At 64.6% G+C, this 17,117-nt stretch carries 19 protein-coding genes and 1 pseudogene; 15 read left to right on the forward strand and 5 right to left on the reverse strand.

All coding sequences use genetic code 11. The features are described 5' to 3' along the window. Nucleotides 1-87: 87 nt before the first annotated feature. From ACLLJI_RS00355 to ACLLJI_RS00400, 10 genes are all read left to right on the forward strand, one after another. Complete coding sequence (locus ACLLJI_RS00355; RefSeq protein ID WP_434616577.1) at nucleotides 88-855, forward strand: aspartate/glutamate racemase family protein; 768 nt, start codon at nucleotides 88-90, stop codon at nucleotides 853-855. Nucleotides 856-859: 4 nt separating this feature from the next. Beyond that, nucleotides 860-2,290 carry a dihydroorotase gene (locus ACLLJI_RS00360; RefSeq protein ID WP_434616580.1) on the forward strand — a complete coding sequence of 477 codons (1,431 nt, stop codon included), beginning with the start codon at nucleotides 860-862 and terminating at the stop codon, nucleotides 2,288-2,290. Further along, a complete protein-coding gene (locus tag ACLLJI_RS00365) occupies nucleotides 2,290-3,018 on the forward strand; it encodes a maleate cis-trans isomerase family protein (RefSeq protein ID WP_434616583.1) in 729 nt (242 codons plus the stop codon). The genes ACLLJI_RS00360 and ACLLJI_RS00365 overlap by 1 nt, the downstream gene beginning before the upstream one ends. Before the next feature lie 104 nt (nucleotides 3,019-3,122). After that, nucleotides 3,123-3,785 carry a GntR family transcriptional regulator gene (locus ACLLJI_RS00370; protein WP_434616586.1) on the forward strand — a complete coding sequence of 221 codons (663 nt, stop codon included), beginning with the start codon at nucleotides 3,123-3,125 and terminating at the stop codon, nucleotides 3,783-3,785. Between the two features lie 167 nt (nucleotides 3,786-3,952). Further along, nucleotides 3,953-5,026 (forward strand): LacI family DNA-binding transcriptional regulator, encoded by a 1,074-nt coding sequence (locus ACLLJI_RS00375; protein WP_434616589.1) that lies wholly within the window; start codon nucleotides 3,953-3,955, stop codon nucleotides 5,024-5,026. Between the two features lie 30 nt (nucleotides 5,027-5,056). Continuing rightward, nucleotides 5,057-6,361 carry an ABC transporter substrate-binding protein gene (locus ACLLJI_RS00380; protein ID WP_434616592.1) on the forward strand — a complete coding sequence of 435 codons (1,305 nt, stop codon included), beginning with the start codon at nucleotides 5,057-5,059 and terminating at the stop codon, nucleotides 6,359-6,361. Between the two features lie 13 nt (nucleotides 6,362-6,374). Then, complete coding sequence (locus ACLLJI_RS00385; protein WP_434616595.1) at nucleotides 6,375-7,409, forward strand: carbohydrate ABC transporter permease; 1,035 nt, start codon at nucleotides 6,375-6,377, stop codon at nucleotides 7,407-7,409. A gap of 1 nt (nucleotide 7,410) precedes the next feature. Next, a complete protein-coding gene (locus ACLLJI_RS00390; RefSeq protein WP_434616598.1) occupies nucleotides 7,411-8,277 on the forward strand; it encodes a carbohydrate ABC transporter permease in 867 nt (288 codons plus the stop codon). Nucleotides 8,278-8,282: 5 nt separating this feature from the next. Beyond that, entirely contained in the window at nucleotides 8,283-9,365 is a 1,083-nt protein-coding gene (locus ACLLJI_RS00395) for a glycoside hydrolase family 130 protein (protein ID WP_434616601.1), read from the forward strand. Nucleotides 9,366-9,556: 191 nt separating this feature from the next. Beyond that, a complete protein-coding gene (locus ACLLJI_RS00400; RefSeq protein WP_434616604.1) occupies nucleotides 9,557-11,533 on the forward strand; it encodes a hypothetical protein in 1,977 nt (658 codons plus the stop codon). A 41-nt stretch (nucleotides 11,534-11,574) separates the two neighbouring features. Here ACLLJI_RS00400 and ACLLJI_RS00405 read toward each other — a convergent pair whose 3' ends face one another. Together ACLLJI_RS00405 and ACLLJI_RS00410 are read right to left on the reverse strand one after the other, a co-directional pair. Continuing rightward, nucleotides 11,575-11,841: a type II toxin-antitoxin system RelE family toxin gene (locus ACLLJI_RS00405; protein ID WP_434616607.1), complete on the reverse strand. Its 267-nt coding sequence runs from the start codon at nucleotides 11,839-11,841 to the stop codon at nucleotides 11,575-11,577. Nucleotides 11,842-11,950: 109 nt separating this feature from the next. Continuing rightward, nucleotides 11,951-12,055 (reverse strand): annotated as a pseudogene (locus ACLLJI_RS00410) (type II toxin-antitoxin system RelB family antitoxin); the annotation flags it as partial. Between the two features lie 241 nt (nucleotides 12,056-12,296). Between ACLLJI_RS00410 and ACLLJI_RS00415 the strand changes: the two are divergent. After that, nucleotides 12,297-12,533 carry a hypothetical protein gene (locus ACLLJI_RS00415; protein ID WP_434616610.1) on the forward strand — a complete coding sequence of 79 codons (237 nt, stop codon included), beginning with the start codon at nucleotides 12,297-12,299 and terminating at the stop codon, nucleotides 12,531-12,533. Continuing rightward, nucleotides 12,523-12,828 (forward strand): type II toxin-antitoxin system PemK/MazF family toxin, encoded by a 306-nt coding sequence (locus ACLLJI_RS00420; protein WP_434616613.1) that lies wholly within the window; start codon nucleotides 12,523-12,525, stop codon nucleotides 12,826-12,828. Before ACLLJI_RS00415 ends, ACLLJI_RS00420 begins: the two co-directional genes overlap by 11 nt. Before the next feature lie 426 nt (nucleotides 12,829-13,254). Here ACLLJI_RS00420 and ACLLJI_RS00425 read toward each other — a convergent pair whose 3' ends face one another. Beyond that, nucleotides 13,255-13,674, reverse strand: coding sequence for a VOC family protein (locus ACLLJI_RS00425; RefSeq protein ID WP_434616616.1), 420 nt, complete (start codon nucleotides 13,672-13,674; stop codon nucleotides 13,255-13,257). 170 nt (nucleotides 13,675-13,844) lie between these two features. Here ACLLJI_RS00425 and ACLLJI_RS00430 point away from each other — a divergent pair, with 170 nt between their 5' ends. Genes ACLLJI_RS00430 through ACLLJI_RS00440 form a run of 3 tightly spaced genes read left to right on the forward strand, consistent with a single transcriptional unit; the run spans nucleotide 13,845 to nucleotide 15,287 of the window. Further along, nucleotides 13,845-14,927 carry an IS630 family transposase gene (locus ACLLJI_RS00430; RefSeq protein WP_434616348.1) on the forward strand — a complete coding sequence of 361 codons (1,083 nt, stop codon included), beginning with the start codon at nucleotides 13,845-13,847 and terminating at the stop codon, nucleotides 14,925-14,927. An 11-nt stretch (nucleotides 14,928-14,938) separates the two neighbouring features. Further along, the gene (locus ACLLJI_RS00435; RefSeq protein WP_434616619.1) at nucleotides 14,939-15,115 is read left to right on the forward strand and encodes a recombinase family protein; all 177 of its coding nucleotides are present in this window, start codon (nucleotides 14,939-14,941) and stop codon (nucleotides 15,113-15,115) included. Between the two features lie 43 nt (nucleotides 15,116-15,158). Next, nucleotides 15,159-15,287, forward strand: a complete 129-nt coding sequence (locus ACLLJI_RS00440; protein WP_434616622.1) for a transposase — start codon at nucleotides 15,159-15,161, stop codon at nucleotides 15,285-15,287. 148 nt (nucleotides 15,288-15,435) lie between these two features. Here the strand turns inward: ACLLJI_RS00440 and ACLLJI_RS00445 are convergent, their stop codons facing one another. Both ACLLJI_RS00445 and ACLLJI_RS00450 read right to left on the reverse strand, forming a co-directional pair. After that, nucleotides 15,436-16,335 carry an RNA polymerase sigma-70 factor gene (locus tag ACLLJI_RS00445; RefSeq protein ID WP_434616625.1) on the reverse strand — a complete coding sequence of 300 codons (900 nt, stop codon included), beginning with the start codon at nucleotides 16,333-16,335 and terminating at the stop codon, nucleotides 15,436-15,438. Nucleotides 16,336-16,338: 3 nt separating this feature from the next. After that, a complete protein-coding gene (locus ACLLJI_RS00450) occupies nucleotides 16,339-16,929 on the reverse strand; it encodes a carboxymuconolactone decarboxylase family protein (RefSeq protein WP_434616628.1) in 591 nt (196 codons plus the stop codon). Nucleotides 16,930-17,117: the final 188 nt, after the last annotated feature.

Below are 17,117 nucleotides of genomic sequence, written 5' to 3' on the forward strand. Positions count from 1 at the left end.
GCAGCCGGATCCCCGTCGTCGGGACGCGGATTTTCGCGACCCTGACAACGCCCCATCAACCCTCCCTAGTGCAGACAGGTACGTGCCATGAAGATTCTGGTCATCAACCCCAATATCAGCGAGAGCGTGTCCGCGCTGATCCGTGCCGAGGCGGAGCGTGCCGCGTTCCCGGGTACCGAGATCACTGTCCGTACCGCTGCGTTTGGTGTCGAATACATCGAAACGCGGGTTGAGGCGCTGCTCGCCGGCACCGCCGTGGCCCAGATCATCGCCGAGGAGGAGGGCAACGTGGACGGCGTGGTCGTGGCGGCCTTCGGGGACCCGGGAATGCCCGCACTGAAGGAGCTCGTCGATATTCCCGTCGTCGGCATCACGGAGGCGGCGATCCACACGGCGGCCCTGCAGGGAAACCGGTTCTCCATCGTTGCCATTTCCCAGCGGATCCAGGCCTGGTACCGGGAATGCGTGGAGCGCAACGGGATGGGCAGCAGCCTCGCCTCGATCCGTTCGCTGCAGGATTCGCTGGGCAGCATCGGCTCCGTCCAGGAGGATTTCAAGGACAAGCTGCTGCAGCTGGCCCACGACGTCGTCGAAAAGGACGGGGCCGACGTCGTCATACTGGCCGGTGCACCGCTCGCCGGCCTGGCGCGGGAGATCGGCGGCCAAATCCCCGTCCCCGTCGTGGACGGCATCTCCGCCGGGGTGAAGCAGTGCGAGCTGCTCATCAGCCTCAACGGCGGCACCCACCGGAAGGGCAGCTTTGCCCGGCCGCCGCTAAAAACCAACGCAGGACTCTCTGCGGACATCACCCGCACCCTTGACCGGGGCCCGAAGACCAGCCAGAAAGTTCGGTAGCACCATGACCGTGGATCTCCTCATCACCAACGCCACCATCGTCAATGCAGACAGCACCATAGAAGGCCATATTGCCGTCAGCGGCGGCCGGATTGCCGCCCTCTACGACTCCGCCACGTCCCCGGAGCTCCTGCCGGCGGCCACCCGGACACTGGACGCCGCCGGCCGTACCGTCATCCCCGGCGGAGTGGATTCCCACGCCCACGTGGAACAGGTGACCGGTGCCTATAAATCCCTGGACACCTATGAAACCGCCAGCATCGCCGCGCTCTGGGGAGGCACGACGACGATCATGGACTTCGGTATTCCGGCGGACTTGAGCGAAACTCCGCTTGCGGCCGCGGAAAACAAGATACGGCTGGCCGAAGTCTCGCGCTGCGATGTGGCCCTGCACGGAGCAGTCATCGATTGGGACGAGTCCGTCCCCGCGCAGCTGGACCGGCTGGCCGAACTCGGCATCCGCTCCGTCAAGATGTACACCACCAACCGCGGCTCCACCATGGCCAACGGCGACACCATCGTGAAGGTGATGCGGGAAATGGTGCGGCTGGACGGCCTCACCTACATCCACGCCGAGCACGATCCGATTATCGTCGACTGCCTGGCGCAGCACAGCATTGATGAACACGGTGCCTCGGTGCCTGTTCCCGCCGGACGTCTGCACCATACCCGGCCGGAACTGGCGGAAGCGGCCTCCGTAGCGGAAGTCCTCTCGATGGCTGAATACACCGGCGCGCCCGTCTACTTTGTCCACCAGACCATTCCGGAGGCCGTTGCTCTGGTCCAGGACGCCCGGTCCCGCGGGCTGGAGGCCTACTCCGAGACGTGCCCGCACTACCTCACCTTGGATGAAGAGGTCTACGCGTCCGAATTCCCGGAAAAGTTTGCCTGCTGCCCGCCTATCCGCAGCCGCGAAACGGTGGCGGCCCTGCTGGAGCGGGTCAGGGCCGGGGAAGTGCACACCATTTCCTCGGACCACTCCTGCTATGACCTGGCGCAGAAGCAGTCCCGGAGCGACGACGTGCGGTTCATGCCGCACGGCTTGCCGGGCATCGAGACCCGGATGCCGGTGGCCTTCACCACCCTGGTCATGGAGCAGGGCATGGCCGTCCAGCAGTTTGTTGAGCTTTTCGCCGCAGGGCCGGCGCGGATCAATAAGTTGCCAGGCAAGGGCAATATCGCCCCCGGCTACGACGCGGACCTGGTCATCTTCGATCCGGACGAGGTGCGAACGGTGGACGGTAAGGCGCTGCACATGGGGACCGATTTTTCCCCCTTTGACGGCATGAGACTGGCCGGCTGGCCCGCCACCGTGGTGATGGGAGGGCGGGTGGTGCTGCACGCCGGAGAATTCACCGATCCAGGACCCACCGGCCGCTTCCTGAATCGTTACGACACAAGCAAAAAGGCCGTTTTGGCCGGAAAGGCTCTCTAATGTCCACACGCCCCGTACGGATCGGCATGATCGTACCGTCCTCCAATACCTGCCTGGAACCGCAGACCTACCGGATCCTGGGCGACCGAACCGACGTAACCGTCCATTCCACCCGGATCGGCGTCACGCGCATCGCACTGGATTCCGGGTCCGACCAGCAGTTCGACTTCCGAACCATGCTGGACGCGGCCGAGCTGCTCAAAACCGCCGAAGTTGACGTGCTGGCCTGGAACGGCACTGCCGGTTCCTGGCTGGGAGCCGACCACGATCGGGAAATGGTCCGGCAGATCACTGCGGCCACTGGCATACCGGCGACGACGTCCACGCTGGCCTACCTTGATGCCTTCCAGGCTTTCGGGATCTCCCGGGTAGGGCTGGTCACCCCCTACACCCAGGACGTTAACGATGCCGTGATAACCAGCTACCGGACGGAAGGCATTTCGATCGTCGGCGAGAGGCACCTGGGCCTGAGCGTCAATGAATCCTTCGCCCGGGTTGATCCGGCCGAACTGCTGGCACCGTCGAAGGAACTCCTCAGCGACGCCGACGCCCAGCCCCAGGCGCTGATCTATCTGTGCACGAATCTTTACGGCGCACCCATTGTTGCCCAGATGGAACGCGACCACGGTGTTCCGGTTCTGGATTCCGTTGCCGTGACCCTGTGGAAGTGCCTGTCCATGGCCGGGGCATCCGGCCTGGATCCGCAGTGGGGGCGCCTGCTGTCGTGATCACACCCTCCCGGCGCCCGCATCCGCACGCGGCAGCACTCGACATGGCTAACATAAAGAGCAAAGGACACCTCAATACATCGGTACGCCAGGACAGGACAGTTTTGCCATCTCTAAGCGAAGGCACCCTCCGCGAACAGCCGCTACGCGAAACGGTTCGGGACCAGATCCGGCAGCGGATCTACAACGGCCGGTACGCACCCGGCATCCGGCTGATCGAACGCGATCTGGCCGCGGAGTTCGATGTCTCCCGGCTTCCCATCCGGGAAGCGCTGCGGATGCTCCGTGAGGAAGGCCTGGTAACCGAACGGCCCACCCGCGGGCTTGTAGTGCGGGAACTGACGCGCGCCGACGTGGAGGAGCTGTTTGACGTCCGTGAAGCTCTAGAAGGGATGAGCTGCCGCCTTGCAGCCCAACGGGCCACGGACGCGGACCTGTCGGCCCTGAAGCAGATCCTGGACCAGGCGAAAGACGCCACCGCGCGCAAGGACGTCGGCGCCGCCCGCGAAGCCAACGGCAAATTCCACGACGAGATTCCGCGGCTGGCACACAACGAACTGCTCCGCAATATCCTGGAACCGCTCCACGGACGCCTGCAATGGCTCTTCCGCCAGACGGACGATCTGGAGCTGCTCTGCAGCGAGCACGAGCAGTTGCTGGACGCCATCGCCTCCGGGGACGCGGAATTGGCCGCCAAGGTGGCCGAGCAGCACGTGCGCTCCAGCCGGCACCGGACCCTGCACGCGTTATTTCAGCGGGCGCAGTAGCAGGAGAGCGGATCTGCGCCGGGCGGAAGCCCCGTAGCGTTGCGGCGTACGGCTGGCCTGCCCAGCAAACCCTTGACAACCCGCAACTAAGCAGGTTGACTGTCGGTTACTAAATCGATTTAGTGAACCACGTCACGGCGGCAGCACGCGGGGCAGGTGAGAAACCAGTGGCAATCACGATCAGCGACGTCGCAAGTGCGGCGGGGGTGAGCAAGGGTGCGGTTTCCCTTGCGCTCAACGGCCATGCAGGCGTGGGGGACCAGACCCGGCAGCGGATTCTCGACACCGCGAAGACGCTGGGCTGGACGCCGAGCCTTCGCGCGAAGAGCCTGAGGTCCGCAAAGGCGTACGCCCTGGGTCTGGTGATTGCCCGTGAGGCCAAGCTGTTGGGCTCGGATCCGTTCTTCCCGGCGTTCATCGCCGGGGTTGAGACGACGCTGGAAAAGCATGAGTACACGTTGGTGCTGACGGTCGCCACCGAGCCGGGTGCCGAGGAGCGCAGTTACCGCAAGCTTGCCGACGGAGGCCGGGTGGACGGGGTGATCCTCACCGACGTGCGCCACGACGATTCGCGCATTGCCTTGCTCCGCAGGCTCGGGCTTCCGGCGGTGACGCTGAGCCGGCCTGCTGTGCCGTCGCCGTTTCCCGCGGTCTGCATGGACGACGCCGCCGGCATTACGGCCGCCGTCGAGCACCTCATTTCGCTCGGCCACACGCGCATCGCGCACGTTGGCGGGGCACAGGTTTACATCCACGGCCGCAGCCGGCGCCGGGCATGGGAAAGCGCGCTGAGCGCAGCCGGGTTGGCGACGGACCTGTTCGCGGAGGCGGACTTCACGGCACCCGGCGGCGTTGCGGCGACGGCAAGGCTGCTGACGCGCAAGGACAGGCCCACGGCGATTGTCTACGCCAACGATCTGATGGCCACGGCGGGGCAGTCCTACGCGCAGACACACGGGTTGAATGTGCCGGCTGACCTGTCCATCACCGGATATGACAATGCGCAGTTCGCGCGGTATTTGAATCCGCCGCTGACCACAATTGCTGCAGATCCGCTGGCGTGGGGACGGCAGGCCGCGGCCATGCTGCTGGCCCAGTTGGATGGAACGCACGACGGCGGCGACCTGGTTCTCGGCCCGCCGCGCCTTTTGCTGCGGGGCTCCACCGGAGCGGTGCCGCCGCACGCGGTACCTGCCGTCGCCGGCGGCCGCTACCAGCACATTTCGACAGCAGGGACTTAGCCAGGAATCAATCCATCGTCAGGAGACGCAATGAAACGCACCACAAGCAGTGTCCGGATCCTGTCCATGGCGGCGATCGCCGTCCTGGGCGCAGGGTTGGCAGCCTGCGGCGGCGGGGGAGGAGGCAGCAGTTCGGCCTCCTCGGCCACCACGGCCAAGGGCCCGATCAAGATCTGGTACTCAAACAACGAGTTTGAGGTCAAATGGGGCAAGGAAATGGTGGCCGCCTGGAACCAGGCCCATCCGGATCAGTTGGTCGATGCGCAGGAGATCCCGGCCGGAAAGAGCTCCGAAGAAACCATCGGCGCCGCCATCACAGCGGGCAACGCGCCGTGCCTGGTCTTTAATACCGCACCGGTGGCCGTGCCGCAGTTCCAGAAGCAGGGCGGCCTTGTCGCTCTTGACTCCTTCCCGGACGGCGCTCAGTACATCAAGGACCGCACCGGGGATCTGGCCGACCAATACAAATCGACGGACGGGAAGCTCTACCAGCTGCCGTGGAAGTCCAACCCGGTGGTGCTGTTCTACAACAAGGATCTGTTCGCCAAGGCCGGTCTGGACCCGGCGAACCCCAAGCTGGGCACGGAGTCCGAGCTGCTGGACACGGCACGCACGCTGGTGAAGTCCGGAGCCGCGCAAAAGGCCATCTGGCCCTCGCCGGCGGGGGATTATTTCCAGTCCTGGTTCGATTTCTACCCGTTCTACGCCGCCAACAGCAAGGGGACGCAGCTGATCAAGGACGGCAAGGCCACCTTCGACGACGACCAGGGCAAGCAGGTCGCGTCCATGTTCGCGACGCTGTACAAGGAGAACCTGGCCTCCAAGGAGGTCTACCAGGGCGATTCCTTTGCGGAGGGGAAATCCGCCATGGCGCTCGCCGGCCCGTGGGCCATCGCGTCCTACAAGGACAAGGTGAACTGGGGGTCCGTGCCGATTCCGGGGACCGAAAAGCAGGACAAGTCGTATACCTTCTCCGACGCGAAGAACGTGGGGTTGTACTCCGCCTGCAAGAACCAGGGCACGGCCTGGGAGGTGCTGAAATTCGCCACCAGCAAGGACGAGGACGGCAAGCTGCTCTCCGAGACCGGCCAGATGCCGATGCGCAAGGACCTGCCCGCCACGTACGCGGACTATTTCACCGCGAACCCCCTATACAAGGACTTCGCGGACCAGGCCAGCCGGACCGTGGAAGTTCCCAATGTGACGAACTCGGTGCAGATCTGGCAGGCGTTCCGCGATGCCTGGAACAAGTCGGTAATTTTCGCCAACCAAAGCATTGACGACGCGTTCAAGGGCGCGGCGGACAAGATCAACCAACTTGCGGCGCAGAAGTAACGGGTGATCGGCCATGTCACTTCGTTCCGCCGGCGGCGCATCCCGCCGGGACGGCGCGCCGGCAACCGGCCCGGAGGCGGGTGCGCCGCCGTCGGCCGGTCAGCAGCCGGCAGGCAGGAAACCATTGCGGCGCAAATCCGGCCGCCCGGAGATCAAACAGAAGTTCCGGCCACTGGGTAAGCAGCCGCTGGGCCTGCTGTTCAGCGCACCGTATGTGATCTTCATTCTGGGCGTGCTGGCGTATCCGCTGGGTTATGCCGTCTGGATCTCTTTCCATCAGTTCTATTTCACCGCCCCCGGCGTACAGGTGGCGCGGCCGTTCGTGGGCATCGACAACTACATCACGGTGCTTTCCGACCCCGCGGTGCAGCGGTCCTTTTTGAACATCCTGGTGTTCATGGTGATCAACGTCCCGCTGACCGTGGGCCTGTCCCTGATCCTGGCAAATGCGCTGAACCGCATTACCCGGCTCAAGACATTCTTCCGGGTCAGCTACTACGTTCCCTATGTCACGGCCAGCGTCGCCGTGATCGGCGTCTGGCTTTTCCTGTTCCAGCAAAACGGGCTGATCAACTCGCTCCTGGGCCCGCTGGCGCCGAACCCGTCCTGGCTGGTGAATTCCTGGCTGGCGATGCCGACAGTGGCGCTGTACGTGACGTGGAAGCAGCTGGGGTTTTTCATTCTGCTGTACCTGGCCGCACTGCAGAACATTCCGGACGAGCTGTACGAATCGGCGTCCGTGGACGGCGGCAACAAATGGGTGCAGTTCTGGAACATCACGGTGCCCGGGGTCCGCTCCGCCAGCGTCCTGGTGACCCTGCTGGCAACCATTACCGGCGCCAATCTCTTTACCGAGCCATATCTGCTCACCGGCGGCGGAGGGCCCGATGGTGCCTCAAGTTCTCCGGTGTTCCTGATGTACCAGAAGGGCATTCTGCAGGGGAATCCGGACGTGGCGGCGGCGCTGGGCGTGGTGCTCGTCATCGGCGTTTTGCTGATTGCACTGATCCAGAACCGGCTCGTCGGCGGCAAAAGCGGGGAGGAATAACATGTCGGTCACCTCGAAAAAGGCGTCGGTGGAGAAGCGCCGGAATCTGAGCGTGGGCAGTTTCATCCTGCTGGCCCTCGGCGCCTTCGTGTTCCTCTTCCCTTTCTATTACATGCTGATCGGCTCGCTGCAGACCTCCCCGGACACCTCCGTGGGAGGAGCGTTCCCGGAGCCGGGCAACCTGACGGGGGAGAACTACGTCAACATCAACGGCTCCATCAATCTGTTCAAGGGGCTGCTGAATTCCGGCATCTTCACCGGCGGGGTCATCCTGGCCACCTTGGTTTTCGGCCTGCTGGTGGGTTACGCGCTGGCGCAGATGCAGTTCCGCGGCCGCGGGGTGGTGTTCGCCATGATGCTGCTGGTGCAGATGATCCCGTTCCAGCTGCTGCTCATTCCGCTGTACGTGATGATCGTCCGCGACTACGGCCTGGGCGATAACTACCTGGGCATGATCCTGCCGTTCGCGATCAATTCCACCGCGGTGTTCGTGTTCCGGCAGTATTTCATGCAGCTGCCGTCCACGCTGTTCGAGGCGGCACGGATCGACGGCGCCAGCGAACTGCGGATCCTGTGGCAGGTTGCCATCCCGCTGGTCCGCCCGGCCATTGTCACCGCGATCCTGCTGACCTTCATTGGTCCCTGGAACGAGTTCCTCTGGCCGTTCCTGGTCACCAAGGACCAGTCGCTGCAGCCGTTGGCGGTGTCGCTTGCCAACTACATTTCCAACATTGCCGCCACCGCGTCCAACCCGTTTGGCGCCATTCTGGCCGGTGCCTGCGTTCTCGCGGCGCCCGCCGTCGTGCTCTTCATTTTCTTCCAGCGTCAATTCATTTCGACCAATATCGGATCCAGCGTGAAGGGCTAATGAGCATGAGTTCTTCACCATCGGCGTTTCCGGCGGTCCCCTTCACACTGATCCGCGCCGGCGTCATTATGGTTCCGCAGGAGGGCAACGACTTCGAGGCAGCGGGCGTGCTCAACCCTGCCAGCGGATGGACCCGTGAGGGCGAGCTGTATTTGCTGCCCCGGCTGGTGGCCGCCGGCAACGTTTCCCGCGTGGGGCTGGCCAAAGTGGTCATGAACGACGACGGCGTCCCCGCGTCGGTGGAGCGCGAGGGTATTGTGCTGGCACCGGATGAGGGCTGGGAACGTGGGCTGCAGAACGCCGGCACCGAGGACCCGCGCACCACCTGGGTCCCCGCACTGGACAGGCATTTGATGACCTACGTGGCGTACGGGCCGCTGGGTCCGCGGCTGGCTTTTGCCTGGTCCGGGGACCTGCGCTCCTGGCACCGGCTGGGTCCGTGCTTTTTTGAGTATCAGGCGGATCTGTCCATGGATCTGAATCTGTTTCCGAACAAGGATGCCGTCTTTTTTCCGGAGCCGGTGAACGACCCCGACGGCGTCCCCTCCTACGCGATGCTGCACCGGCCGATGTGGGACCTGGGCTGGGTCCGCGACGGCGAGGGGGAACACCTGCCCGCCGGTCTGACCGATAACCGGCCGGGCATTTGGATCTCCTATGTCCCGGTGGCCGAGGTGGAGCGGGATTTCCGCAACCTGGTGCACATGTCTAAGCACCGGCTGGTGGCGTTGAGCGAATTCCCGTTCGAGGAACTGAAGATCGGCGCCGGGCCGGCGCCCATCAGGATTGACGAGGGCTGGCTGCTGATCCACCACGGCGTTTCCGGCGAAATGGAAAAGTCAGACTTCGCCCTCCAACAGAAGGTCAACTACGCCGCCGCGGCCATGATCCTGGACGCCAATGACCCCTCCAAGGTGGTTGCCCGCAGTGCTGCGCCGCTGCTGGCGCCGGAAACGGCGGATGAAAAGTCGGGGATCGTTCCGAATGTCGTCTTTCCGACGGCCATCGAAGAAGTCGCCGGCCAGCTCTTCGTCTTCTACGGCATGGCCGACTCCAAGATCGGAGTCGCCAGGCTCGACCGCATCTGACCCACGCCCGGCGAACGGCCGCGGCCGGTGCGGCCGCGTGGAGACCCAACACCCGCATATTATCAGGAGGCAGAGATGGTCCGCATAGCCACTATTCCACGAATAATGACCAAACCGGTGGCCATCGTCGCCGCTTTGTCGATGCTGCTGCTCGGGGCGGAAACGGCCGCCGCGGCGCCCCGGCACCTCAGGTGACGGTCGCGCCACCGGCAACTGCGCCGCCGTCGTCCGTCCCGTTGACCAACCTGGCCCATCTGAACTTTCTGCTGGACGCCGTCGCGCTGAAATCCATGAGCGGGCACACCACGTACCAGCTGGAGCAGCAGCCGGCCGCGCAGGCGCCGTGGACGTATGCCGACAAGAACGCCGACGGCAGCTACACGCGGCTGGGAGGCGGCACCCTTGACAGTGCCACCGGGTACTGGAGCCAGGGGGCCTTCAATGCCGACGATATTGCCCGTACGGCCGTCGTTTACCTGCGGCACTGGCAGCAGACCGGGAACGCCGGCAGCCGGGAGCACGCCTTCCAGACGCTGCGCTCGCTGACGTACCTGCAGACCACAGCCGGTCCCAACGCCGGCAATGTGGTGCTCTGGCAGCAGGCCGACGGCACGCTGAACCCGAGCGCCAAGCCGGTGGAACTGCCCGATCCATCGGATTCGGCCGAGTCCTACTGGCTGGCCCGGACGGTATGGGCCCTCGGTGAGGGGTACGCGGCGTTCAAATCCGCGGACCCCCAGTTCGCTGCCTTTCTGGCCGACCGGCTGCACTTGGCTCTGGCTTCCCTGAACCGTCAGTCGCTGGCAAAGTACGGGCACTTCTACGTGGCCGACGGCGTGCAGGTACCGGCGTGGCTGATCACCGGGGGCGCGGATGCTTCCGCGGAAGCGGTGCTCGGTCTCGCCGCGTACGTCACGGCCGCTCCCGGCGACGATGGCGCCACCATCGCGTTGCGCGAGCTGACCGAAGGCATCGCGGGGATGCCCTCCGGCTCCCTTCGGCAGTGGCCGTTCGGCGCCATCCTGCCCTCCGTCACTTCCCAGTCCCTCTGGCATGCGTGGGGCGGCATGGCCCCGGCCGCCGTCGCGACGGCCTCTTCCGTCCTCCACCGGCCGGACCTGCTGGCCGCCGCGATCAAGGACTCCGCTGGGTTCACCCCCCAGCTGCTCGCCGCGGGCGGCCCGGACAACGCGTGGAGCCCGACGCCGGGCGAGGCGCAGATTGCCTACGGCGTGGATTCGCGCGTTGAGTCCCTGGTGGCGACGGCGAAGGCCGCCAATGCGCCCGGGCTGCTGGACGTGGCGGCGGTTGCCGCGGCCTGGTTCTTCGGGGCCAACCACAATGGTGCCCCCGCCTACAACCCGGCCACCGGCACCGCCATCGACGGGATCGAAACGGACGGCCGGACCAACCCCAACTCCGGCGCCGAATCCACCATCCATACGCTGCTGAGCATGCTCACCCTTGACGCGAACCCGTCGCTTAAGGCCAAGGCCCTCGCCATCAATAAGACGGTCGGCACCCATGGCCTCAGCGTCGTGGAGGCCGAATCCGGCAGCATAACCGGGGGAACCGTGGTGAAACCGGCCTCCACCTGGACCGGAGAAGCAAATATATCCGGTGGAGCATATGTCTACCTTACTGCCGGGGGGTCCGTTACCATCCCGGTTCCCGCCGACAACCAGGCCCGCAACGTCTACCCGATCGTCAACCGCAGCATCGCCCCGGCCGGAAATACCTCGTGGACGTCCGGGCGGACCATGCTGGGCACAACCCCCAACGCCTGCGCGGGAGCGCAGGGAGTGACAGGAGCGCCGGGGATCCTCTACCCGTTCGCGCTGGGTTCGCCGCTGCCGGCCGGAAACACGGCCTCCGTCGTCGGGCGTTCCAGCGGGACCGCAGCCATCGATGCGCTGCTGATCCAGCCGGAAATCTCCTCCGTATCTGTCAGCGGACCCGGCGGGGACTCGAGCCTGTACGTCAGTGCAGCGGCGCGCACAGCCGTCCAACGCGTTGATCTGCCGAAGGGGTTCAAGCTGCAGCAGCAGGCGTTCGACTCCTCCGGCCGCCCTGTCCCGGCCGGCCCGAACGGCAACGGAGCCGACCACTCCGGCCGGGTCACGGTGGTCCCCGGCGGATTTACCTGGGTGACGCTGGTTCGAAAGTAGCGCCAGCGCCTGCCGGAAAAGGCGCGGCAGGGTGAGGATGTTCAGAGATTCCTATAGACCTCTCTTCGACGGGCCACGTCCACAATGAGGACGAGGATCTGTTGGTCATCGATGGTGGCAAGGATCCGGTAGTCGCCGACGCGGTAGCGCCAGAAATCCTCATTGACCAGTTTCTTGCCGAGGAGCCGGGGATTCTCCAGCGGCTGGAGCTTTTCTTCCAGGAACCGCCGAATCCGTCGTGCCGCCACTGGGTCGAGGTTCTTGACCTGCTTCGCGGCCCCGGGCGTAAAACGGACGGCGTAGCTCAATGAGGCCAGTCGATGGAGGCGAGGTCCACGGCGTCGTCGTTGGAGTGAGTAATTCTTCCAAAGCATCCTTGGCGAGGAAATAGTCCTCATACTCGTCCAAATACTGCGTCAAGGCCTCGGTCGTGTAAAACGTCTTGGTGCGCCCTGTACCCAAGGCTAGGCGCTCCAGCCGCTCCATGGTCAGCGCATCCAATCGAACGTTCATCTGTGGCATGGACTCGTCCCCTTCGGCTCTATACAAATATAGAGCGGAGGGGGAGGGGCGCGGAAGGAGGGGCCATGACGAACGGCCGGGTCCCGGATTGGTCAACCCCGGCTTCGCCGGCCGGACCGTTCCGCACCCGCTAGAGACGAGCGCACCCGCTGTAGCAGCCGCATCCGTCTACAACGGGTGCGGCATCGTCGGTGTTCTCTCTACGGTTCCCTAATGGTCTACCAGGAGTATACTTTTCAGCATGGCAGACACCACCACGGTCAAGGTCCAGACCAGCACCCGCGATCTGCTCCTGGAGATCGGAGCTTCCCGACGCCAGAGCGCCGACCAAGTGATTCTGGCCGCTCTGACAGCGATGCGGCGTGACGAACGCCGCCACGTCGCGGCCGCCGAAGCCCGTGCCATCAAGGACGACGCAGCGGACCTTTCCGAAATTCGGGCGATCCAGCAGGATATGGCCGCGTTGCATGAGGGGTGAGGTCTACCGGCTGCCGGCGCGCGGCAAGGGCCACGAACAGAAGGGCCGGCGCTACGCCGTCGTGCTGCAGCCGGATTGGCTCGCGCTCAGCACCTGGATCGTCGCCTTCACCAGCACCAGCGCACGGGCGACCAGCTTTCGGCCGCTGGTGTCCGTCGCCGGGAGGCAGACGCTGGTCATGTGCGACCAGCTTGCCGCCGTAGACCTCAACCGCCTCCGTGAGAGGGCCGGTTTCCTGACCCTCGAGGAGATGCAGCGGGTCGACGAGGCCCTCGCACTGGTCTTGGACCTGTAACGGATCTTTGCCCCGAACCTAAGGCGGCTGTTGCACTGAACGCGATGCTGTCGTCGCCGTCCGGCAGGCTTGGTTCCCTTACGACGATTGCGGGACCGGCCAGCGGGACGGTCCGCCAGCCGTAGCGTCAGGCTGAAACAGAGGCTGCATTCCCGGTGCCGGCCCCGCCGCCGCGAGCCCCGCCGTCGGCCCCAGCGCCGGTCCCCCCGCCGGCCCCGCCGCCGACCGCCGTGGCGCTATCCTGCAGCCATCGCCGGTGTCCGACCAGCGTTACCGCAGAGGCGAGCACGGCGGATCTTGTCGAGCACCGACTTCAGTGCCTCTGCAGCAGCTTCCTGCGCTTTGAGCTCCTTGGCCCCCTGGCGGGCGGCCGCGCGCTCTTCGGCCGTGGATTCCGGGCCGGACTTTTTGGTTGGCGCCCTGCGTTCAGACCTTTCCTTGCTGCAGAATCCGGATGGCGTTGCCGAAGGGGTCTCGAACGCCCATGTCAGTACCGTAAAAGTGCTCGGTGGGCTCCTGGGTGAAATCGGTGACGCCCCGCTCACGGAGCGTGTCGTACATCGCGCGCGCGTTGTCAGTGATGAAGACGAGTCCGCCGCCCAGAGCACCCTTGGTGATCAACTCGCGGATTCGGTCTGCCGTCTCTTCGTCGTGTAGCGGCGGACCGGGCTGCTCAAGTGAGATTTCGGTGGCACCACCGCCAGGTACGCGAACGGTTAGCCAGCGATAATCGCCCTGGGCCACCGCCGCCACAGCGCGAACGTCGAGCGGTCCGGCGTAGTCCCGGTCCATCGCGTCACGGGCGCGCAACAATCGCCGGTTGAGTTCTTCGGCTTCGCGGCTCACACTCCAATCCTAGGAGAACTGAGGCGGCCCGATCCTCGCGAATCCTGATCACCTATCGCGCCGCCATCACGATCAGCGCCATTCTCACACAGCTATGCGATCTAGGAGGCACGCTCTAGTGTAGCGTGTCGTTGATTCCTTTGGGTCTGATTGTTTGTCAGACTTGATCCATGGTTTATCTGGCAAAGGCACTTCAGTTGCGCGACGGGGACCGGGGCGCCCTGGAAGCGTTGACTCGTGGGAATTCTTCCACTGCGACGTTGGCGTTGCGGGCGCGCACGGTTTTGTTGGCTGCTGACGGGATGCCGAATGTCCAGATTGAGAAGATCACCGGGTTTTCGGCGCCCACGGTTTTGAAGTGGCGCAACCGCTATGCCGAGGGCGGGATCGAGGCCCTGTCCGATGTCCAGCGCCCGGGCCGGGAGCGGGAGATCGACGAACTCGCCCTGATTGCCGACACCCTGACCAATGACGGGAACCCGCCGGCGGAGCTGGGGATCTCGCACTGGTCCGCGCGCATCATGGCCGAACGCCACGGAATCTCTTTTTCGTCCGTGGCCCGAATCTGGCGCCGTTGGAAGATCCAGCCGCATCGGATCGAGACGTTTAAATTCTCCACCGACCCGGCCCTGGAGTCCAAGCTCCGGGACGTGGTGGGCCTGTACATGTCCCCGCCGGAAAACGCGGTGGTGGTGAGCATTGATGAGAAGACCCAAATCCAGGCACTGTCCCGCACCGGCCCGGACCAGCCGCTGTCCCCGACCCACCCGCTGCAGCAGACGCACGACTACAAGCGCAACGGCACCACCACCTTGTTCGCCGCCTTGGAGGTTCTCACCGGCAAACTCAGCGCGAACGCCTTCTACCCAAAGCACACCAACATCGAGTTCGTCGATTTCCTGAGCCGGGTCGCCCACGCCCACCCCGGGGTTGAGCTGCATGTCATCTGCGACAACTATGCGACCCATAAGCACCAGAACGTGAAGGACTGGCTGGCCGAAAACCCGCGCGTGAGCCTGCATTTCACCCCGACCAGCTGTTCCTGGCTGAACATGGTGGAGATCTTCTTCGGGATCATCACCCGCCAGTGCCTCAAACGCGGAGCATTCAGCTCCGTGAAAGAGCTGGAGGAAACCATGGAACGCTACATCGAGAACTACAACCAGGACGCCAAACCATTCACCTGGACCAAGTCAGCGGAGTATCTCCTGGGCAAGATGAAACGCAAACAAACCATTAACACGGAACACTAGTTGCTGATCACGTGAAGAACCTGAGCGCGTTCACCGACCAGCTCCAGGCCACCGGGATCGGGTTCCGTTCCCTTACCGACCAGATTGACACCATGACCCCGGCCGGCCGGTTTTTCTTCCACGTCATGGCCTCCCTCCCTCAGATGGAACGGGAGCTCACCGTTGAACGCACCCGCGCTGGAGTCTAGTCCTCCCGTAAGAACGGGCGCCCTCCCGGCCGCAAAACGCCTCATGACTGACCGAAAGATCACCGCGGCGAAACAGCTCCTCGCCCAGGGCACCTCTGCCGCCGACGTCGCCCACAAGGTCGGGGTCTCCATCCCGACGCTCTACGGGTGGATCCCCGCCGCCGGCCGCTGAGCGGAAAATGGAGCCCCGACCACGCTAACCGGACCGCAAAAATCGGCTTAGCGTAGTTCAAGTTCCGTTTTCTCAAACGCCCCTGGGTGACTCGTCAGGTTGTGCTGGGACGGGGTAATTGCCTCGGCCACACCAGTCTGCAACGCCATCATCGGCTGAGGGCAGTCTCTTCGTTGACTCGGCTGAGCTTGTCGGGGTTGGCGATCGAGCAGACCCGTGTAATCTGCCCGTTCTCGACGGTGAGGCTCGTAATGGCCACAAGCTGCCCGTTCAACTCGACTCGGATGCCGGGCCGACCGTTTACCCATACTGCGGAAGCCACGAGTTCGCCCTCCACCTTCGAGATGCTACCGACGAGGTAGCGCGCGAGCCGATCAGCACCGATGACTGGGCGACGAGCGGCCCCCCGTACCTTGCCACCGCCGTCGGCGACCGACACGACGTCGGGCGCGAGCACGTCCATGAGGCCCTGAAGATTGCCCGTGTTAAGCGCGACCACGAACCGGTCGACGACGTCCTTGTGTTCGGAGTCGACGACACGTATTCTTGGGCGTCGCGCCGAGACGTGGTCCTTCGCGCGGTGCTCGATCTGCCGCACGGCCGCCGGGGTCTTCCCGACGGCATCCGCGATTTCTTCGTAGGGCACGTCGAACACCTCGCGCAGTACGAAGACGGCGCGCTCGGTCGGCGCGAGCGTCTCAAGCACGGTAAGCATCGCGATTGAGACGCTCTCCGCGAGCTCGACGTCCTCCGCGACGTCAGGACTGGTCAGGAGCGGTTCGGGGAGCCACTCCCCGACGTACTCCTCTCGACGCCGCGACACGGTGCGGAGGTGGTTGAGCGCCTGCCGTGTCACGATGCGCACGAGGTAAGCCCGCGGCTCACGGATCCAGACCGGGTCGACCGACGCCCACCGGAGCCAGGACTCTTGCAGCACATCCTCGGCGTCAGCGGCCGAGCCGAGGAGTTCGTATGCAACGGTGAACAGGAGGCTCCGGTGGACGACGAACTGATCGTCATCGGCGTGCCCGGCGCGGCTCATGCCCATAGCCTACGCGGCGGCCGAGTCGGCCGACGGCACGGTCAACGGAGGCAGGCCACACGCCGCGGCGAACTCCTCGGAGTGGATGCCGAGCGTGACGTTCATACGAGCCGTCATGTTCATGAAGGACACGCGCGCCGCGAGCTCGACGAGCGCCGCGGGCCCGAGTTCACCGAGGAGCACCGCCGACAGCTCGTCAGTAACTGCCGGCGGCGTTTGGCTCGCCGCCTCCGCGTACTCCATGACCTGGCGCTCGAGCGTCGTGAAAACGGTTGACTCCCGCCAGCGGGGCACCTCGCGGACCTTTGTCTCGTCAAGTCCGTGATTGTGCGCCATGAAGTAGTTGAAGTCCAGGCAGAAGCTGCAGCCGATCGTGGCAGCCGATGCCATAGCCGCGTACGACGCGAGGTCCGGTTTGAGCTCGCGCCAGCCCTCGACCTTGCGTCCAATTCCCATGGCGTCCTTCATTACGGCCTGGTTGTGCCACAACACGCCCACCGAATCTGGTACGTGGCCCATCATCTTGCGGGCTGCGAACTTCACGATCGCTCCGTACACGCCGGTGATCTTAGTCGCGGGGATGCGTGTCTCGCTGGTCATATCTGCTCCTGCTCCAATGTCGTCGATGGATCGGGTCTTTCAACATGAAGACACCGACCAACGCTCGCGTGTGACATCCGCTCCGGAGATGGCGCCGAAACGCCAAGGGGTTCCACAGCGGACCGCGAGCCCGCTCACCGCGGGCTCAACCAGTCCCACAGCGCGTTCCGCTGCGGAACGCTACCCAT

The sequence above is a fragment of the Arthrobacter sp. A5 genome (assembly GCF_051131705.1).
Lineage (GTDB): Bacteria > Actinomycetota > Actinomycetes > Actinomycetales > Micrococcaceae > Arthrobacter_M.